Annotated in this window: 16 protein-coding genes and 5 pseudogenes; 5 read left to right on the top strand and 16 right to left on the bottom strand. The window is 59.9% G+C overall.

Annotated features, from left to right (window positions below):
- Nucleotides 1-23: 23 nt before the first annotated feature.
- The 3 genes from GA0061105_RS32985 to GA0061105_RS26115 all read right to left on the bottom strand — a co-directional run bounded on the left by GA0061105_RS32985 (nt 24) and on the right by GA0061105_RS26115 (nt 828).
- Nucleotides 24-167: a hypothetical protein gene (locus GA0061105_RS32985; protein WP_016737394.1), complete on the bottom strand. Its 144-nt coding sequence runs from the start codon at nt 165-167 to the stop codon at nt 24-26.
- Nucleotides 168-206: 39 nt separating this feature from the next.
- A complete protein-coding gene (locus tag GA0061105_RS26110; RefSeq protein ID WP_008534156.1) occupies nt 207-464 on the bottom strand; it encodes a BON domain-containing protein in 258 nt (85 codons plus the stop codon).
- 154 nt (nt 465-618) lie between these two features.
- Entirely contained in the window at nt 619-828 is a 210-nt protein-coding gene (locus GA0061105_RS26115) for a CBS domain-containing protein (RefSeq protein ID WP_008534154.1), read from the bottom strand.
- Between the two features lie 270 nt (nt 829-1,098).
- Between GA0061105_RS26115 and GA0061105_RS26120 the strand changes: the two genes are divergently transcribed.
- On the top strand, nt 1,099-2,151 hold the full coding sequence (locus GA0061105_RS26120) for a type III polyketide synthase (RefSeq protein WP_008534153.1): 1,053 nt from the start codon (nt 1,099-1,101) through the stop codon (nt 2,149-2,151).
- 220 nt (nt 2,152-2,371) lie between these two features.
- Here the strand turns inward: GA0061105_RS26120 and GA0061105_RS32990 are convergent, their stop codons facing one another.
- Complete coding sequence (locus GA0061105_RS32990; protein ID WP_257784652.1) at nt 2,372-2,509, bottom strand: hypothetical protein; 138 nt, start codon at nt 2,507-2,509, stop codon at nt 2,372-2,374.
- A 774-nt stretch (nt 2,510-3,283) separates the two neighbouring features.
- Here GA0061105_RS32990 and GA0061105_RS26130 point away from each other — a divergent pair.
- On the top strand, nt 3,284-4,162 hold the full coding sequence (locus tag GA0061105_RS26130; protein ID WP_016737392.1) for a response regulator: 879 nt from the start codon (nt 3,284-3,286) through the stop codon (nt 4,160-4,162).
- Here the strand turns inward: GA0061105_RS26130 and GA0061105_RS26135 are convergent.
- The 3 genes and pseudogenes from GA0061105_RS26135 to GA0061105_RS26145 all read right to left on the bottom strand — a co-directional run.
- Nucleotides 4,128-4,775, bottom strand: coding sequence for a BON domain-containing protein (locus GA0061105_RS26135; protein WP_012489422.1), 648 nt, complete (start codon nt 4,773-4,775; stop codon nt 4,128-4,130). The genes GA0061105_RS26130 and GA0061105_RS26135 overlap by 35 nt on opposite strands.
- 123 nt (nt 4,776-4,898) lie before the next feature.
- Nucleotides 4,899-6,254, bottom strand: a complete 1,356-nt coding sequence (locus GA0061105_RS26140) for a trypsin-like peptidase domain-containing protein (protein ID WP_016737390.1) — start codon at nt 6,252-6,254, stop codon at nt 4,899-4,901.
- A 108-nt stretch (nt 6,255-6,362) separates the two neighbouring features.
- A pseudogene (locus GA0061105_RS26145) lies at nt 6,363-6,605 on the bottom strand (alcohol dehydrogenase); the annotation flags it as partial.
- A gap of 16 nt (nt 6,606-6,621) precedes the next feature.
- Here GA0061105_RS26145 and GA0061105_RS33525 point away from each other — a divergent pair.
- Nucleotides 6,622-6,762, top strand: a pseudogene (locus tag GA0061105_RS33525) (alcohol dehydrogenase); the annotation flags it as partial.
- 151 nt (nt 6,763-6,913) lie between these two features.
- Here GA0061105_RS33525 and GA0061105_RS26155 read toward each other — a convergent pair.
- Nucleotides 6,914-7,369: pseudogene (locus GA0061105_RS26155) on the bottom strand (pyridoxamine 5'-phosphate oxidase family protein).
- A gap of 129 nt (nt 7,370-7,498) precedes the next feature.
- On the opposite strand from GA0061105_RS26155, the gene GA0061105_RS26160 reads away from it, so the two are divergent.
- Entirely contained in the window at nt 7,499-8,320 is an 822-nt protein-coding gene (locus GA0061105_RS26160; RefSeq protein WP_008534144.1) for a universal stress protein, read from the top strand.
- A 77-nt stretch (nt 8,321-8,397) separates the two neighbouring features.
- Here GA0061105_RS26160 and GA0061105_RS33960 read toward each other — a convergent pair.
- From GA0061105_RS33960 to GA0061105_RS26180, 4 genes and pseudogenes are all read right to left on the bottom strand, one after another.
- A pseudogene (locus GA0061105_RS33960) lies at nt 8,398-9,236 on the bottom strand (HAD-IC family P-type ATPase); the annotation flags it as partial.
- 167 nt (nt 9,237-9,403) lie between these two features.
- A complete protein-coding gene (locus GA0061105_RS26170; protein WP_012489416.1) occupies nt 9,404-10,498 on the bottom strand; it encodes a nucleotidyltransferase family protein in 1,095 nt (364 codons plus the stop codon).
- A 135-nt stretch (nt 10,499-10,633) separates the two neighbouring features.
- Nucleotides 10,634-11,187: pseudogene (locus GA0061105_RS26175) on the bottom strand (hypothetical protein).
- 127 nt (nt 11,188-11,314) lie between these two features.
- Complete coding sequence (locus GA0061105_RS26180) at nt 11,315-11,989, bottom strand: MreC domain-containing protein (RefSeq protein WP_008534132.1); 675 nt, start codon at nt 11,987-11,989, stop codon at nt 11,315-11,317.
- A 598-nt stretch (nt 11,990-12,587) separates the two neighbouring features.
- On the opposite strand from GA0061105_RS26180, the gene GA0061105_RS26185 reads away from it, so the two are divergent.
- Entirely contained in the window at nt 12,588-13,313 is a 726-nt protein-coding gene (locus GA0061105_RS26185) for a DUF2726 domain-containing protein (protein WP_016737385.1), read from the top strand.
- 203 nt (nt 13,314-13,516) lie between these two features.
- Here the strand turns inward: GA0061105_RS26185 and GA0061105_RS26190 are convergent, their stop codons facing one another.
- The 4 genes from GA0061105_RS26190 to GA0061105_RS26205 form a co-directional block, all read right to left on the bottom strand.
- Nucleotides 13,517-14,329, bottom strand: coding sequence for a DUF2182 domain-containing protein (locus tag GA0061105_RS26190; RefSeq protein WP_143541141.1), 813 nt, complete (start codon nt 14,327-14,329; stop codon nt 13,517-13,519).
- 5 nt (nt 14,330-14,334) lie between these two features.
- Nucleotides 14,335-15,936, bottom strand: a complete 1,602-nt coding sequence (locus tag GA0061105_RS26195; protein WP_016737383.1) for a tyrosinase family protein — start codon at nt 15,934-15,936, stop codon at nt 14,335-14,337.
- A gap of 72 nt (nt 15,937-16,008) precedes the next feature.
- Nucleotides 16,009-16,401 (bottom strand): hypothetical protein, encoded by a 393-nt coding sequence (locus GA0061105_RS26200; RefSeq protein ID WP_029532339.1) that lies wholly within the window; start codon nt 16,399-16,401, stop codon nt 16,009-16,011.
- A 69-nt stretch (nt 16,402-16,470) separates the two neighbouring features.
- Nucleotides 16,471-18,186 carry a M4 family metallopeptidase gene (locus GA0061105_RS26205; protein ID WP_125462014.1) on the bottom strand — a complete coding sequence of 572 codons (1,716 nt, stop codon included), beginning with the start codon at nt 18,184-18,186 and terminating at the stop codon, nt 16,471-16,473.
- Nucleotides 18,187-18,401: the final 215 nt, after the last annotated feature.

The following is an 18,401-nucleotide window of genomic DNA, read 5'->3' on the forward strand; positions in this document are numbered from 1 at the left end:
GATGTTCATCGCGCACTCACGGGTCAGAGAGAGCGCTCGACGCGCCCGGTTCGGGAGTCGTCGGATGGCCTCACCAGTAGGACGCTCACGACCGTCCCCACCATGAGGATCAGGATGACGAGGAGAAGCCTCGACACGACGGCGTCTGCGATGACCCTGACAAACATGACGGAAACTCCAGGGACGATTTCATAGTTTGAGAGAGCTCACCATGCGGTATCCAGGGTGATGTTGTTTACCACGCCGCCGACGCCGCGGATGCTTTCCGCCGCCACCCTGGCCGCCGAGCATTCCAGCTCCGTCTCGACCTCTCCCCTCAGGGTCACTGCCCCGTCGGAGACGGTCGCATTGACGATGGGGAACCTTATTTCGAACTCGGTTTCCAGGCGGCCACGAACGGCCGTCCCTAGGGCCTCGTCGCCGGAAGCAGTACACTGCCGTCGAACATCGAGAAGCGCTCGCATCAAGTCGTGACGGCTGATTATGCCGGCGAGTCTGCCGTTCGGTGTTTGATGTCGTGGGCCTGCAGGAGTTCTGCGAGCTGGCTCGCGGTTGCGCTCGGGGCGGCGCTGACGACGGGCGTCGACATCACGTCCTTGACGCGCCAGCTTCGGGCCTTCACATAGTCCGCCAGTGCATCTTCGCGGTCGCGCGTATGCGGTACCGCCCGTCTCGCCCAGGATGACGCCACCCGGCGCAGCAGGTCTCCCCGGTGACGATGCCGGTGAGCCGCCCTTCGCCATCGATGACGGGCACCGCGCCGATCTTGCTGGCGTTGACGATCTCGACGGCTTCCCTGACGTTGTGTCCCTCGTCGAGCGTCGTCACGGGGTCGTCATGATGTCTCTAGCAAGCATCGCGCTGTCTCCTTTTCGATCGGACAATTACGGAGCCAACTTGTTGAGCGCATTGACGTGGATCAAGGCAGACACGAAGCCGCGGGAGGCATCCTTCACGCGTCGTCGTCTCTGAAGCCTTCCGACGAAGTGCGGCGTCAGGCTCGCCCGCATTGCAACTTATTGAGGATCGAGGCGTTACGGTTCGGTCTCGTCCTCGCGCGGCGTACCAAATTCTTCCCGCGCCGTCGCAAGGAGTCTTATGCAGCAACCCGTCAAGCTGGTATCCGTCGGCACCGCCGTTCCGCCACATGTCATCGACCAGCGTGACGCGGCGCGAGCCTCGCACACCGCGTTCTCATCGCGATTTGGCGATTTCGAAAAGCTGGCAAGGGTGTTCGAAACCTCGGGAATTCGGCGCCGCTATGCCGTCCGGCCGATCGAGTGGTATCTCGAGACGTCGGGATGGCCCGAACGAAACCTCGCTCATATCGAGGGCGCTGGTGCAATGTTCGTCGCCGCCGCCAGCAAGGCTCTCGTGTCGGCGGGCATTGCAGCAGGCGATGTCGACACGATCGTAACCGTCTCCTCGACTGGTATTGCGACACCTAGTCTGGAAGCGAGGGTAAGCCGAGAACTGGGCTTCCGGGACGATGTCGAACGGGTTCCCGTGTTTGGCCTCGGCTGTGCCGGCGGAGTCTCTGGGCTTTCAATCGGGTCACGGCTGGCGGCATCCCGGCCAGGCTCAGTCGTGCTGGTGGTCGCCGTCGAGACCTGCACGTTGGCATTTCGCATGGACAAGCTTACGAAGGCGAACATCGTGGCGACCGCCCTCTTCGGCGACGGGGCCGCCGCCTGCGTGGTGCGTGCTAGTGAGACCGGTCTGGCCGAGGTCGAACTTGCAGGCCAGCATACGTGGCCCGACACGCTAGACATCATGGGATGGAGCGTCGATCCGGAGGGTCTGGGCGTGATCTTCGATCGTGCGATACCACCGTTCGCCGAAACTCATGTGCTGAAGGGCGTAACGTCCATACTCGCCCGATCAGATCTTGCTCCTGCCGACGTTGACCGGTTTGCGTGCCACCCCGGTGGATCAAAGGTTATCACCGCCTTGGAATCGGCGCTTAAACTAAGCCAGGGAACCCTCGACCAGGAACGTGAGGTTCTCTCGGACTATGGGAACATGTCCTCGCCAACCGCGCTGTTCGTACTCGAGAAGCTTCTTGCGCAAGGACTACCCAGGAGAACTGTCCTGACGGCGATGGGACCGGGCTTCACCCTTAGCTGCCTCTCGTTGACGGCTGCAGCATGACCCGGCGATCATTCTCCAGGACGTTTTAAGATCGCATCGTTTGCAGAACGAACAGGACTCGAAACACGTAGCTGACGCTGCAAAGGCTGCGATTGCCGTGGGACACCCCAAGTCGAAGGCGAGGTTGCCACCTCGCACTCGAATCCTTTCTCTTGCGTGCCGGCGTAGCTGCGGCAGTATGGCTGGTGGTAGTCGCTACCCAATCCGGTCCTCTGTCGCACTAGGAGGAGCGTGCCCAGCGCCAATTCTGGATTTCCGGCAAGTCTTCTCCACGCTCCCGCACGAACGCCCGGTGCTCGTCGAGCTTTGCATGCAAGGCTGCCGTCACATCTGGCACCTTTTCGGCGAGGCCGGGCACGCGCGCGATCGGTCGCGATGTCTATCTGCGTGTATCTGAACCATGCGATCCAGCCATGGCACTGAATGTGCATCGGCAAACAAAAGCGGATTTACAACCAACGTTGTCAGATACGTCTCCCCCAAGCGGGATTGATGTCTCGGGGGCCAGTGTCTCTCGATTACGCCTGTCATCGATCGCCGACCTCGGCAGGCCACAAGGAGTGGGAAACTTTGATCTCCTACGCACTTTGCTCATCGCTTCCCATTCCTAGCTGCATTGAAGCGTATCTGGGGCAGAGTGACTTCAAATAGGCGCTTCAGCGGAGTCCACCGACCGAGGCACTGGATGTTCGCAACCAACTGCCGCTTTTCCGGAAGATGATGAGTTAAGGTGGCAGGAAACGGAATAAGACTGGTTGACGAGAAGCCCGGGAAAAACAACAGAAACTGGTTCGAAAGTTCTTGTTCGTTCATCAGCGCTTTTTGTTGGATTGTGAGAGCACGGATCCTGCCAACTGCTTGGTAGCAGTGCTGTATTTCGTGCTCGATAGAACCTGCGAAGCCTTGTCCTCCATCGCAGCTCCTGTCTGCTTTGAGGTGCCCGCCTGCAAGGGCTCTGTTGCAAGATCGACTCCGACTATGTCCTGATGTACCCGGCGATCCGCCCCGGCAGCTACGTCCTCATTTCCGTGACCGACACCGGCACCGGAATGACGTCCGATGTGATGGAGAGGGCTTTCGACCGTTCTTCACCGCGAAACCGACGGGCTCGGGAACGGGGCTTGGGCTGAGCATGGTCTACGGTTTCGCAAAGCAATCCGCAGGGCACCTGCAGCTCTACAGCGAACTTGGCGAAGGGACGACGGTGCGCCTCTTTCTTCCACGCGCCGACGCCGGAAAGGATTCTCATCCGAACGAGCAGCGGGCTGAGGAAGCCCCGCCTCGGGGCACGGAAACTATCCTGGTGGTCGAGGACGACGCGAGAGTTCGCCGAGTGACGGTCAGCCGCCTGCAGACGCTTGCCTACTTCGTGATCGAAGCTACGAACGGGATCGACGCGGTGAAGGAGCTGGAGGCGGGGCATGACGTAGCGCTCCTGTTCAGTGATGTGGCCATGCCGGGAATGAACGACGACGAACTGGCCCGGAATGTCCGGGAGCGCTGGCCGAGGGTGAAAATTCTCCTGACGTCGGGCTTTTCTGAACCCCATGCCGCGGACAAGGAGATCGAAGCGGGCGCCGGCTGGCTGAAGAAGCCGTACACTGCATCGGAGATGTCGACACGTCTCAGGCTGCTGCTCGCCACGAGGCCTAATAGCGATTCTGCTCGACAGCAGGATTTCAATTTAGAAAAATCAAACCCAAACCTCAATCGCGCTGCCGTTGCGGGGACTCATATCTTTCTTCGCGGAAGATCCCAGCCTACGTCGCCACCCAAGGTCGCTCTCCAAGAACATCAATGGTCGCCTTGTGCTCGCGACGGAGGCTCTGCAACGGGTGGTGCGGAATTTCGTTCCGAAGACGAGATCTGCGCGCAAGTCGATCAAGGAAATTGGGCTCTATGCGAAGGGCGCTCAGCGGCGCCCTTGCTGCTGAGTGTGGGCAGAGCAGTAATGTCTAGCCAATCCCGATATTCGATCACCCGACCGTCAGTCGGTCGTCGAGAGTGCTGATCCCTGGAGCGGACCATGCAGCGCGCTCCGCCGCCTGCCGTTCCGACCAGGTCTTCACCTTGCCGGAGAGGATTACCTTTCTGCCTTGGACGTCGATTCTGATTGCATCGGCCTCAAGAGCGGCGTCGCGCTGGAAAGCATCCTCGATGCGTTTCTTGACATCCACCGCCGTAATATGCGGCTTCAGCTCCACTAGGTTGGACACCCCTACTACGCCGGCGAGATCCCGCACGGCGTCGTAGGCCGCGTTCTTTTGATATTGCCACTCGACCTCTCCCCGCAAGGTGATCCACCCTTTGAGGACCCGCACCTGCACCGAATCCTTTGGCACGGAAACGTTCCAGTCGAGCATTTTGACAGCTCGCCGGGCGATGTCGTCGTCGTCTGTTTCCTTCGGCCCGAAAATCCGGACCTCGATATCGGCAGCTATTCCGCGCACGCCCTTGACGCGACTAACCACGCGCTCTGCGGCTTCTTTCTCCGCGTAGGTGCGCACGTGACCAGTCAGTGTGACGATCCCGCTATCGACCGCGACGCCGATATCAGCCGCGTCGATGCTGGGCTCGAATTCCATTTCGTCGAGAATGTTCTGTCTGAGTTGAATGTCGTTCATGACAACCTCCTTCAGGTTTGCGACGTGCCGATCGTGACAGCGCCGCAGATTTTCGTCGTTGATCTTCATCAAGCACGAGAGCGACCTTGGAATTTCAGCGGACAGAACACGGTCTGCGGGCTGCTACTGGGTCTGCACGTCAGCGGCCACGAAGAGGCGGTGGCCGTTCCTCACGACGGTGATGAGAGCACGGGCATGCTCCTTCACGAGTATTGAGAGGAGTTGCCCGACGTCCGTCACCGGCTGCTGGTCGAGAGCGACGATAACGTCGTCCGGCTGCAGGCCGGCCTGTGCCGCGACCGAACCCTCGGCGACGACGACGACGCGGGCGCCGGGACCATCGGGAGAGTTCGCCATCTCGGCGTCGGCGAGAGGGCCGCGGGCGATATGAATGGTACGCGAAGCAGCCGGTTCGGCAACCGGTGCGTCGGACACCACGGGAAATGCTTCTATCCTTCGGCTCGCGCGGTCGATCTGGAAGGACGGCTTGGACTGCAACGGTAGCGATCCCACAAGCCTTCGAACGTCGGACGCGCCGCGCACCGTCCTTCCGTCGACCATCCGAATGACGTCGCCCGGCTGAATTCCTGCATTTGCCGCCGGTGAACCCGGAAGGACTTCGCTGACCAGCGCGCCCGCCCCTTCATCGACGCCGAACGCCTTTGCGAGACCGGGCGTCAGGTCCTGCGTTAAAATTCCCACCTCGCCGCGTACCAACTTGCCGGTCAGGATGAGCTGCCGCATCACGATGCCGACAGTCTCGGCTGGGACCGCAAAACCGATGCCGATGCTTCCTCCGGCGGGGCCGATGATCGCGCTATTGATCCCGACCACGACGCCGTCCTCGCTTACAAGCGCGCCGCCCGAATTGCCGGGATTGGTCGACGCGTCCGTCTGAATGAATCCTTCGTACCCCTCCGATCCCACGGCACGGCGCCCAAGCGCGCTTACGATGCCCATCGTCGCGGTCTGGCCCAGGCCGAAGGGATTCCCGATCGCCACGACGACGTCGCCGACGTGAAGCGAGGACGCGCTTCCAAACTCGGCTTGAACAAGATGATCAGGTGGAATTTGAACGACAGCGACATCCGTCTCGGGATCGGCGCCGACAAGTTTCGCTTGGAAGCGTCGGCCGTCGGAGAGCGCCACCTCGATTTTTGAGGCGCTTGCTATGACATGCTGGTTGGTGACGATGTAGCCGTGGACCTCGTCGATGACGACACCCGATCCGGCCGATTGGAAGCTGTGCTCTGCCGGCGCAGCGTCGTCAGGTAGTCCGAAGAACTTTCTGTAGAAGGGATCAGCAAGCGTTGCATCCGCGTCGTCGAGTTCCCTGCCCTGCACCGAGATGCTGACGACGCTCGGCACGACACGCTGGAGCATCGGCGCGAGCGACAGGCTGTCTGCAACGGCTGGAGCCGACAATAGGCTCTCACCTGCGATGAAGAGCGCCGCCAAGGCGAGCAACGAACGCGACATCTCTGATCTCCTTGCGGAAGCGCCGCCGGTTGTCGGCGGACGTCTTGACGAAGAAGCTTTTGTGTAGCGCAAGCAAAGCGCATTGATCCTTGTCAAGGGGAACATCGGCTACGGAACGATCACGGCGGCTCCAGAGACACGGCCTGCGCGCAGATCGTCGAGAGCCTCGTTCGCATGCTCGAGGGGGTAGACGCTGGTGAAGCATCTGACCCCTGCCGCCTTCCCGATCGAGAAGAATTCCGCCCCGTCGCTCCGCGTCAGGTTCGCCACCGAGACGACCCGCCGCTCGCCCCAGAGCAGACGATAGGGCATGCTCGGAATGTCTGACATGTCGATGCCGCCGCAGACCAACGAGGCCGGACGGAAGTTCACGCTTGATCTTGGCGCCGTCTGGACCGGGTTTTCCGGTGAAAGGCCGCCGGTGCCGCTCGACGCCGCCATCATCTTCGCGCCGGCCGGCGAGCTCGTGCCAATGGCGCTCGACGTGGTGCGGAAGGGCGGAACGGTTGCCGACCGGCAAAGATCTCGTCTTGAATCAGAGCGCCCGCGCGAAACGCGGGTGCGAGGTGAAATTAGATGTGGCGCTTGGATATAGGCCGCGTAGATATGGCATGTGGTGCTCCGATTGTGGGATGCGGGTTCGGCTCGAGCATCGACGGTCATTCCGTTCTGACTGCACTGCGTCCCGACACGGCCGTGACGGCAATGCCGTAGAAGACATGAGGAGAGCCATCGGGCATGGGGAACTCCTGGGGCTTTATAGAGCCGATTTCCCACCAGTCCGAATACTTTTGGAGAAGACCACGCGTGGAGCCGTTCGCTTTGTCGCGCCTCGCTGTCAGGAAATTCCTCGAACCTGCCTTCGACGACGATGCTCGTCCACCCGCCGGCGCTCGAACGCTGCTCGATGTGTAGGCAGACCTTGTCGTTCCCCGCATCCAGTCGAGCTTCTTGCCGGGCATGGTGAAGCTATAGGCGACGCCGTTGGAAAAGGCGAAATAGATCGCCGCCACGTAGAGCTGCCCATCCTTGCAGCATGCCAGATGACCGAAACGCTCGTTCTCCAGGATGCGGTAGCACTCACCGGGGTTGATCTCCGTCAGATTGATCGTCATGGCCGTGTCCTCCAGCTTCGATGAAGGCGCGATTATAGGAGCTTCATTGCGCCGCGGCCTTGACCAAGCGCAATGCGAACTCTCTCAGCGGCATGCATCATGACGGAAGTTAAACCTCAGGAGGCAAGCATGAAGCCGCAGTTCCATCTCCCGTTGTCGACCTATCCCGACGCGAGTTCCTTCGCCATAATCGACAATGCTATCGGCCTCGCTAGGCAGAATGACGCCCATCTCGTCGCCAGTATCCCACAAGTCCGGATCCCCCAGGTCCATCCGCCCTTTCCCACCGTTATCGATGTCGAGACATGGCGGGGACAAGCAGAACGGTATAGCCGGGACAGCGGGACTTCGCTGCGGGGACACATCGCCGACGCTATTTCGGAAACTGGCTTCGAGGTGCGAATCCACGGATTCGAGGTCAGGGAACCGTTCGTCTATGAACGCTTTTCTGAAATTGCCAAGTGCTACGACCTTTCCATCGTCGAAGCCTCGGAGCTCTCCCGGCAACTCTCCGAAACGCTGCTATTCGGAAGCGGCCGTCCGCTCGTGCTATTTCCAGCCACCAGCGTCTACTCTCGTGTGGACACGATCGCCGTCGCCTGGGACGGCAGCGCCACCGCAGCGCGCGCCCTTTCCAGCGCACGGGTCTTCATCGAACGCGCGATCAAGGTGCAGGTCATCTCGATCACCGACGACAAGGAGATCGACGAGGCGAACCGCGCCCTCCTGATCTCTTCGTTGAAGCATTCGGGACTCGACGTGGATGACGTATCGATCCAGGCAGGCGGCGAGACCGCGACAGGCGCCATCCAATCGGCCGCGCTGGAACGAAAGGCGGACCTTCTGGTCGCGGGCGGATTTGGCCATTCGCGGCTTCGTGAGTTCATCCTCGGCGGCGTCACTCGAGAACTTCTCGTCAAGGCCGAGCTACTAGTGCTTCTCGCCCATTAGAGGGCGCGAAGGGCGTTTAGAATGACCGCGACGTCGATGGCCTCCTAAAGCAATGCCCCGCCGACTGGCGGAAGGTATTGAAGCCGGTCTTCGAGCGTGATCGTGCCAGCCGGCGTGCCGTCAAACACTACCTTGACACGCATTGCGCTGCCTGACCCGTTAGGCGTCTCCTCCGACGCCGACGCGCACGCCATCGACGATTCCGGATCCCGCGGTCTCGGTCACCTCCGATGGGCGGCTCACTCCCAACCCACGTCTATGCGCCTCGTCCACCAGCGCGCGTCCGACCACATGGCCCGACGCCTGGTCCAGCGAGGCGGCCAGCCGCAGGATCCTGTTAGGATGCTCCGATCCCTCGATGTGGCCGACTTCGGGCTGTCCCGCGGTGAGCGTCCCCGTCTTGTCGAACACCGCCACGGTGGCCTGGACGAGTGCCTCGAGAGGTCCCGCACCCTTCACCAGAACGCCCTCCTTCGCAAGTGCGACGGGTACGGCCAGGATCAACGGACAGGGCGTGGCGACGACCAGCACGGCCACGATCCTTGACAGGTCTCCGGACATGAACGCCGAGACGCCTGCAATCGCTACCGTGGCGAACAAGAACCACACCGAGAACCGGTCGGCCAGTCGCATCAGCTTCGCCTTGGAGCGCCTCGATGCTTCCACGAGCCTCACTATTCCGGTATTCCGGCATAGGTGCTGTCTCGGCGCGACTTAGAACGCGGATTTCGATCACGTCCCCCTCGTTCGTAGCGCCACTTGAAATGTTGCCATCCCTCGCGATGCGCACCCTTAAAGGCTCTCCGGTCAGGACCGCCTGGTCGATCGTCGCGACTTCGCTGACGAGAGCCCCGTCGGCCGGTACGACGTCGCCCTTGCGTATCAGGAGCACGTCGCCGACCGCGATCTTCTCGATTGACCCCCTTGCTATGTAGATCAGCGCTTCGCCTGCCCGGCGCTGGCCGGGGCCAGATCTGAGACCGTGCGATGCAGATATTCGGCACAGGACCCCGCAGGACCATATTCATCTTCATTGTCTTCACGACTTCGAATCAAATCAACTGCTTAGCCTTGAAAGACGGCCTATTCTCCAAACGGAAGTTCAATTTCTTCGCCGTTTCTTTTTCCGCCCTCGGTCAGGACCGTGTTGAGCCGCTCGGCATCTTGTGCTGGCAGCATTCCCGCCCCGGTTCGAATACCTTCTCGCCATGTAGGCCCGCGCCTCCATGCTTCGTTGTAGACGAGCGCCAAGTCGGTAGATCGCCTTGTCTGCTGCAGCGCTTCGAAGAGCAGCGCAGCTTGTCGGATGTCCTTCTCACGCTTCGCCGGCCCCTGCCCGTCCGTGTTTCGGCGGCTGGCGACTATTAGCTTGTGGACGGCATACCGGGACGGATCAGGGACGACGACCGGAACACCGCTTCGGTGGAGCAGCATTGTCCTGACGGGTTCCCTTATGAGGAAGTCGAGAAAGCGCAGTGGATCCGCGCTGGCGCCACCAAGAGCGGGCATCTTCGCCGGCTGATCGATGTAGTCATCCGAACCACGGTTCGACGTCAGGAACTCAACCCTGTAGCCGTCGGCATTCTGAAACGCTGACGATACCGCGGCTCCCGATCGATGTGGAACTGGACGAAAGCTGGCGTCGACGCCCTGCAGCAACTCAAGGATCGGAGGCAGACTATCTTCGACCTCCCGACTGATGGCATAGTCCTGGGCGATGTCAGCATCGCCGGTCAGGATCGCAGCCATGGGAAGACGGACACCGAGCAGTCCTGAATAGCACTGAAAGGCCACCGTGCCTATGAGAATACCCCGGAGCCGAAAGAGACCGCCATCGGCAAGAGCCTCGACGATATCGCCCGACATGGCGTCAGGGGCGATCATCCCGCCTTCGCGGGTCAGGGTATTTACCAAGCGCCTGCGAGCGCGTAGATCGTCCTTGTCCCGCTTATGATCAGCTACGCGCTGTGCGATAACCGGATCATCAGCGGAACCGACGTAACGACGTTTCGTACCACCATGTCCATCCGGGATGTCGAAATACCAGTACTTGCGCCCCTTGATGTTTGCCGGGGTGAACCGACCCTCCGGAGGGAAATCGGCCGTCCAAGCGGCGTCGAGCGAGCGCTGACCGAGCTCAGCGAGCATCGTCTGATACATGAGGTCGATGGACTTCATAGCTCGACTCCAGGGTTATACTGTTTTTCAAAAACAGTATAACGGTCGTGAGGATAGGTCGCAAGATAGGATGCCGCCTCTATCGCCTTGAAAGGACACCTGCAACAAGCTTAAAAGGCAGGCAGCGCGTCACGCTCATCGTTCAAACCGCTCCAGCATTTTTCTCAACTGCGCGTTTTGCAACGTTAGCTTTCTGGCCAGCTGATCCCTGAGCATCCTGATCTCGTCATCGAGGCTCATCCCGTTTGCAGTTTGGATAAATTGGGGATCGTCTGCAATCGCCACCGCTTCCTTGCTGCGGCTCCTTTGCTCGCGCGGTGCGACTCGGCAATTCGCTTGAGCCTAGCGGCATCATTCGCAGCGGTGACGTCGAAACCAGTACCACCTGATATAGCGGGATCAGCGACCTCCACGATTTCGGCAACTTCGCCGTCGACCTTGTCGTGGACATCGCTTTCGGCTTCTTCGGAATGCACAGGCTTGAGGGAAATTGCACCGGGTTGACCGTGACGAGGTAGCTCCGCGCCTGCCGGCCGACCATCGCTATTCAGGCTGTCCTCGGCAGGCGTTTCAGTCGGACCAGAACTAGGCAACGCCTCCGGCGAAACCTTCTCGGTCGAGCCGCTTTCTCGCTTTTGTTCGCGTCCCGGTGAGACCAGTCGGGCAAGAAATTTCCAGGGAGACGCCATCTATCCGACCTCGCGTTTTATCCCGCAAGCAGGCAGTAAGTCTTCATTCCGGCAACAGCTCACCGTCGCCAAATTTTATCTCTTGATAAGCATGGAAATGCGGCCGGCGATTGACCAGCTGCTTTTATCAATCGAGCTTGAGCCGTTTGCGCAGATCGGCATTTTCAGCGCGAAGTTTTTCAGCCAGAAGCTTGCGCAGCCGCTGATTTTCCTCTTCTAACTGCAGGAGGTCCGCCATTTCATCGATCGCTGTCATCGGCGCGGCAGGCGCCGGCTGCACAGCCTTTGGAGCGCGGCGCACCGGTGCGCGTTTGGCACTCGCCGCAGCTTCGACCACCTTTGTCTTGCGCCCTCTCCTCTTCACACCACCGGCGCCGGCCAGAGCAGCTGCTGGCTCTGCCGTAGTGTCAGCTGACGCGGTTTCGAGTGCCGCGGCTTTCTTGGCCCTGGGTTTGCGCTGTTTCTTCGGCGTAATTGGCGTTTCGACAACGGCCGGCACATCGGCACTGGTTGCAGTATCAGTCTCGTCGGCCATGCTCGTCTCCTGTGTATCTGATGCAGTTGTCGACGGCTCAAGAGGCGGTGTCAACAACGACTCAGCCTGATCTGGTTTTGGTAGAGAAATTTCGCTGTTGGATTTGCCACTCTGAGAGCTATCCGACAGAAACGGCATTGCCTCTTTGTCTAGGTCGCGAGCGACGGATTTTAGGTCCACGTTGCCCCAGATCGAGTTCGACCTAGTATCGAGTTTTCGTCTGCCGCTTTTGTACTCGACGGCAAAACTGCGTTGCACTTTTTTCAATATAAAAGCCCTTGAAAAATTCACGGGATGATTTGGTGATAGGGTGGTGTATCCGAAATAACGATTACCGGACTGCCCGTCTATAGCCACGCTCGAATGTCCACCTCACCTTTCCAGGAGCAGAATTCGTGGCCAGTCGAATGGGGGATGAGACGGGTGAGGCTACATTGGCCCTGAACGAAGTCAAACCGTACTGATTCAAAAGTTGCACGTGGGCAACTTATCGGCGAGCTTCCTTGTTGTGCATCGCCGGAGTCTTAAAAGATTTTAACTGCCGAACCCTCAATCGAAGAAGCAATGCGCCTGTCAACCTTGTCTTTCTTTGCTCGCCTGCCGGGCCAGTTCCCTTCGATCCATTATGCGATCTTCCTGGCCCAAAACGTGAACTCCATAGCAACAAGCCGGCCGCTGGCCTCGAAAGCTCTCCCAGTACCAGCGACGTAGGAATGTCCTGGGCCGAGCGGATTGCGACTGACCGCTAGAGCCAATATCGGTGCGCCGGCGGAAGCTTCATGCGTGCGAGCCCTCATTCTTTTGGATGACTTTCCGCGCATCGTAAAAGCGTCATACTATCTTGGCGGGAAATTCGGAGAGGGGCATGCATTATCGCCAAAGGTCGGTGCTGTCTGCGGCACCTTGGCTGATCATCGGAGCTGCCGTAGTAGGCGCTTCGAGCGGTGTAACTGTTGCAGACTTCGAAAAGCCGGAACTGCTAATCGCCGCCCTGCTTGTCGGCCTTATCATCGGCATGTCCGTTGAGCAGTTCCTAACCAGGACGAGCAGACAGGCGTGGCGCGAGAGAAACAGGTCACGATCGGAGGAAAGGCGCTGGAACGAGCGCATCATACAGGAACCCAGGCTTCAGACGCCAGCTGCTGAGCCATTGCGTCCAGTCGACGCCACGGATCAACTGCGTATTGTGATGCGCTCCAATTTCACCATTCAGCCATTGTTGAACAAGAGCGAAGCCCGGGTGTTTCGGGAACTCGACAGCGTCGTGATCGGCTGCAATTCCACCTGGCAGGTGATGGCTCAGGTTTCGTTGGGCGAGATCCTTCGAAGTGCCGACCCAGACGCCTACAGTTGCATCAACTCCAAACGTGTCGACTTGCTCCTCGTCGACGGCAATTGCCAACCGAGGCACGTCATCGAATACCAGGGCGGAGCACACCACCAAGGCACCGCGGCCGCGCGTGATGCGGTAAAGAAGGAGGCGCTGCGACGCGCCGGGATCGGCTATTATGAGGTGGTGGCTGGCCAAACGACGCCGTCGGAACTCAGGCGATTGGTCGAGAAGCTGGTGGACAACCCGCGTGTCACTTAAAGCGATATCATCACAAACCTATGCACGGCCGAGCCTCTTCGACAGGAAGAAACGATTGTCTTGCCGCGATGTAATTGAGGCACACCCGGAATGATCTCCGATCTCCAGGCGGTTCGCGAAAATCTGTTTCCGGCCAGTCGCGCAGCGATCGAGGACTTGCAGGCGTTCCCTTGGCATCGTGATCGAACCAATCGAATCCAAGCCTACAAGGCGCATTCGTCGCAAGCCATCGTAATCGATGTACTGCCAGAACTTTGTCGCCATCCCGCAACGTTCCGGGCGATGAGCCTGATGGCCCTTGAAGGCACCCGGAATTGCCAGCGAGGCGCACAGGCCGGCTCCAGTCGCTCCGCCCAGATGTAGACGGCGACAATTGCCATGAGTGGCAGATGATGCGACGGCGCAAGCAAGGGCAACAGCATCAAGCCCCAACAGCTTGCAATGCACCAGAGACCGTGTGTCATCCCCCATGCCAGCACATTTTCATAGGCCGCCGGCGGAAAGGCGGCCAGGCTGGGGCGGCGATGACACCGGTTCAGGGCGACCTGCTTCCAGGGTGAAATCTGCCAGATAAACGCGATGATCAGGCACGCGACCAGAGGCAGGGCGGAACTGGTTGAAGCTAGGCGCAGCGTGATCGCGACGCCGAGGAGAGCAATACCCGCCACCATCCATGTACCGAGATAACTGACGACAAACAACAGCTCGGCCCACGGCCGCACGCGCCAGAAGCTGCGCTCGCGCACATGCCTCAGTGGAACAGAGAGCGTCGGCAGCATCATTGCCATCACCATCATCGCCCAGCTGACGATCAGCTGCAAAGGTGAGACGTAACTGAAGAAAAAGGCATAAGTCTTCGGTGAGGGAGTGGACCAGACGAAAGCAGCGGAACAGATCGTCGGCATGGAGGTGCTGTCGCCGCCGACAGCCAGGGGAATCCATGCCGAGCCGGCAGCCAGTGCGAGTGGCGCAAAACCGCGGCGCCACTCGCGCACCGCAGGAGAGGTGCTGCGCAAGACGCTCACTCGAATTGCCGATAGATGCTGATCCGGCCGATTTTGATATTCGCCGCATCCGGGATGTTTTCGAGCGGGACGAAACTTACCGGCAGGCGGGCGACATCAAATTCGCCGTCGAGGTGCATTTTATCGACAATGTCTGTGATTTCCAGCTTGTATGTGATGCCGTTTCCGGAATGTTTGCCTGCCGGATCGCTCGCCTGCGTCACGCCAAAGAGCGCGACACTGCCCGCCAGATATTTCTTGTTCCCGGCGGGATCGGCCCCCTCGGGCAGCCCGACATAGACCTGGAATATCACGGCGTCATGCACGCCGGTGACATTCTCGAGATTGAGAAACACGCGGTCGGGCGCCGTCGGGGCGATCCTGTTGGCGCTCAGGCTTTGGCTCACCCTGGCCCTCGCATCCGGCTCGACCTTGACAGAGCTGCGCATAGTGCCGCTGCCGGCGAGCGACATGCCGCTGTCGCTGGCCGCGACCAGTTCCACCTTGTTCTGTGTCGGCATGTCTAAACCTCTTGTGGCAGCAACGGAACTCCGCGCAATGCCCAGTCTCTCCATGCGTGCGGCGACGGTGACGATCGGTCCGGCCTCCGCGCCGGGTGTCAGGTCGTCGTATTCATAGCCCAGACTGGCCAAGTCCTGCATTTTCGTCGGAGTATAAACCCATTTGGTCTTATCTGGGTTCGGCATTGTAAATTCGCGCTCACCGATGCTCGCCGGCCCATCCAACCATTTGGAGTCTGTCGGATTTTGCCAATCCGTCGGCGAAGTAAAGGGTTTGCCTGTGGGAAATTTGTTCCAGCTCTCCCACAACCGATCGATATTGCAGTGATGTAGGTAAAAGATAGGGTCGAGCGCTGCCGCGGTCGGAGTCGACATCAGGCCCGGCAATGGGCGCCCGGCCTGAGGCGAACCTGGCGGAAACACCAGGGTTGGGTGACCACCACCAACCAGCACATGGATGATGTTGTGCGGATCCGATTCGATTCCGCCGCTTTCTTCGCCGCTCCAGCTGAAGCCCGTTTCAACGCCACCGAATCCGGCACTGCCCCCGCCGCCGGGTCCGGCAAATTCTGGATCCTGCATCGCATTCAGGTTGGTTTGCGAGCTGACGTCGAATGGTGTGCTGCTGCTGAGCACCCCCCACCGCTGTTCGACAAACAGCGGATTGTCTCCGGTGCCATCCGGCCAATTGGCCGTGCGGAATGCCGGCGGCAGGACGTCCTGATCGGTTCCGAAATAGTTCCAATAGGGCAAGGCCCAGCTGGCGCTTGGTCCGTTGAGCAGTTCGATCTCGTGCCGGAGCATATTTTCCAGAGCCAGGAGATACCCGCGATGCCAGGGCAGGAAATACCAGCTCTGGTGCTGACATTGGTCGAGATAGGTCGACGTGTCGGATGCATTGGGGTCCGCATCGGCACTGTCGGTGATCTGATAGAAATCCCAGAGCCCGCGCCACATCCCATGAATCGCCGCATAGAAGTTCCAGCTTGTCGGATCTTCCAGCTTGCGGGCCTTCATCGCCTTGACGCCCCTTGCATACCAGAGGATCGGGTCGGCCCAGTCACTTCCCAACTCAAAGATATTCTCCCGTTTGCGCATCGCACTGTCCTCTCAGGAAACGATCGAGAATTGCTGGCCGCAGACTGCACGCGACCACTCAGGCCGGCCGCATCAAACGCGCACCGCATAGAACGTGGCCGTATAACCCGCGGGTGACTGACCATTGGAGTGGGTCACTGTCCGAATAACCGTACCGACGATGGTGTCGATCTGGTCCACGCCGTTCGGCCAGCGGGGAACGGGATAGCCGAGATAGTCGTAGACCCATTCCTCGTTGTCGATCATGCCGCGCCCCTGCCATTTCAGCGTCGCCGGCGCGCCGTCCGTGGCAGCCCCGTCGAGGGAAAGAGACCAGCCGGTTCCGCCAAGAGAACCGCCGATCTTGCCGGGCGCAGGCTCGGACAAAATCAGCGTTCCCGCGCCAAAGCGCAAACTGTCGAAAGATGCGGAAAGGTCGGGGTTGTTCACCAGGCTTCGATAACTCCAGATGCCGGAAAAGCTTATCGCCATGATAGTCCTCCTTCGGTGAAGCATGCTCAAATCATGTGGCGAGCGGCAGAGGGTCCCCCCGCGTCAGGCGATGCCGACACCGTCGAATGACGCGTCGATCGCCGAAATCCGTCGCGCAAGCTGAGCGGATGGAGCGGTCCTGAACAAGGTGCGTGCCGCACTGACGACAGCCCGACGACTGTCACGGAATTGCGAGGTGCGCGAGAGCAGCTGCGTCACCGCGACATAGAAGACCGCGGCGACTTCGTCTGGCGTGAAGACCAGACTGCCGCCTTCCTCCGCCACCAGCATGAGATAAGCCGCCTTGTTATGGATACCGCTGTTGACATGCACCCCTCCCCAGTCGCCATTCTGAGTGACCGGCATGATCCGATACTGGTTCATATGTGCAGGCTGGCCCCGCGACGCGGGATCGGACATGTCGCGGATGGGACCGCCGCCTCGCGCGAACCCCTGCCCGAGCCTCCAGTCCCATTGGCGGGGATCGGGATTGCCTCTATTGGCGATCAGCATGCCGAAAATATCGGAATAGGATTCGTTGAGCGCTCCGGATTGCGCTGCATATTCGAGGCGTGAGGTATTGTCGGTCACGCCATGGAACATCTCGTGCCCGACGATATCGAGCGCGGCGGCCAGGGTGAGAAGCTGGTTGCCGTTGAGCACCTGGCCATAGACCATTTGGACGCCATTCCAATAGGCGTTGAACCACTGGTTTCCACCGGGGCTTTCGCGCATGACGACGCAATTGATGCTGGCGTTCATCGGGCCGCCGCGATTGTCGATATTATTCCTCAACACGACTTCACGGAGGAAATGCGCGACGGCCGCCGCATTTGCATGCGCGCTGACTGCGGCAGGCGGCCAGGCAGGTCCTATTTCGTCCCCCGGCAGCAGGGCATCGTTGACGTTCGGATCCCGAAAACGAAAGTCGAAGGTCTGGATATTGTTCACCGTGTCCTTCAGAACGGCGCGGGCACCAATTTTTTCGACATTTATGGTCCGTTGAACATTGCGGGCGTCGAAGGCGAGCTGCTCCTCGGCGGCCATTGTCGGGGTACGCGGTAATTCCGCAATCACCCTCCCGGTATTCGCATCCACCACGTAGTCGAAATAACGCGGCCTCAACGGACCGGATCCGGCACTCTCCGGCATCGTCACCTCGACGTCCTCGAAAATATATGCCAGATGCCATTTGTCCTTCTTGGCCTCGTAATAGAAACTGAGACGGGGCGCGACACCGGCGATCTTCTTCTTGAACTGGCCTTTCTTGTCGACCGCCGACGCCGCTCTGGTGGCCGAAATCTTCGCCACAGGCGGAACATTGGTCGGCTCCCCCAGCGCCGAATTCAGGCTCACGAGTTTGTTGTCGTCGTCCAGCTCCACGGTCACCAGCGACCCGTAGACAGGGATGTCGTGGAACGCCTGGCGAAATTTGACGGTACGGGTATGGGTCAGTGGAACCGTTTCTGTGCCGATAACCTTGAATTGAGAGTCAGCGTTTTCTGCAGACGGCGCAGTAAAGTCGGGGACGCTATTGCTTGTGAGCGCATGGCCGAGATATCGACGGGCCGCAGTCTCAGGGTCCACCACCTGTGTGGCAGCAGGCTCAAACGCGAAGGTCGGGAGGTCAGACTGTTCTTTAGCGAGAGCGGCGAACATAGGAGCCGATCCGGCGTCCGATACGTGCATCGAAAAAGATTTCATCCCGTTTCCGGGCCTGTGTGACTCTGCCATGGCAAATCCCCATCCCCATAGAGGCAGCCGCGTCGCAGGCGGCACGCCGGCTATGCAGTGTTGCTTCGGTCAAATCCGATATCGCTCACACCCTTCTAAATCGTTCGCGGAGGTATCCATGCTCGTCGGCTCGCCATCTGTAGCGCACGTCCTGTTCGTTCTGCCCGCGTCTACGGTTCAACGCCAAAGTCACAAAAGCACAGCATGCTCCGCGAGTAGGGTCACGACATAGTCGCGTCCCCCTCCGAGAGAGGATCCGG

The organism is Rhizobium aethiopicum (assembly GCF_900094625.1).
In the GTDB taxonomy this organism is placed as follows: domain Bacteria; phylum Pseudomonadota; class Alphaproteobacteria; order Rhizobiales; family Rhizobiaceae; genus Rhizobium; species Rhizobium aethiopicum.

Coding starts and splice junctions, on each gene's coding strand:
- GA0061105_RS26110 (WP_008534156.1), bottom strand. CDS start 464: ATGCGAGCGCTTCTCGATGTTCGACGGCAGTGTACTGCTTCCGGCGAC.
- GA0061105_RS26195 (WP_016737383.1), bottom strand. CDS start 15,936: ATGCGCAAACGGGAGAATATCTTTGAGTTGGGAAGTGACTGGGCCGAC.
- GA0061105_RS26120 (WP_008534153.1), top strand. CDS start 1,099: ATGCAGCAACCCGTCAAGCTGGTATCCGTCGGCACCGCCGTTCCGCCA.
- GA0061105_RS26185 (WP_016737385.1), top strand. CDS start 12,588: ATGCATTATCGCCAAAGGTCGGTGCTGTCTGCGGCACCTTGGCTGATC.
- GA0061105_RS26135 (WP_012489422.1), bottom strand. CDS start 4,775: ATGAACGACATTCAACTCAGACAGAACATTCTCGACGAAATGGAATTC.
- GA0061105_RS26140 (WP_016737390.1), bottom strand. CDS start 6,254: ATGTCGCGTTCGTTGCTCGCCTTGGCGGCGCTCTTCATCGCAGGTGAG.
- GA0061105_RS26130 (WP_016737392.1), top strand. CDS start 3,284: ATGGTCTACGGTTTCGCAAAGCAATCCGCAGGGCACCTGCAGCTCTAC.
- GA0061105_RS32985 (WP_016737394.1), bottom strand. CDS start 167: ATGTTTGTCAGGGTCATCGCAGACGCCGTCGTGTCGAGGCTTCTCCTC.
- GA0061105_RS26160 (WP_008534144.1), top strand. CDS start 7,499: ATGAAGCCGCAGTTCCATCTCCCGTTGTCGACCTATCCCGACGCGAGT.
- GA0061105_RS26170 (WP_012489416.1), bottom strand. CDS start 10,498: ATGAAGTCCATCGACCTCATGTATCAGACGATGCTCGCTGAGCTCGGT.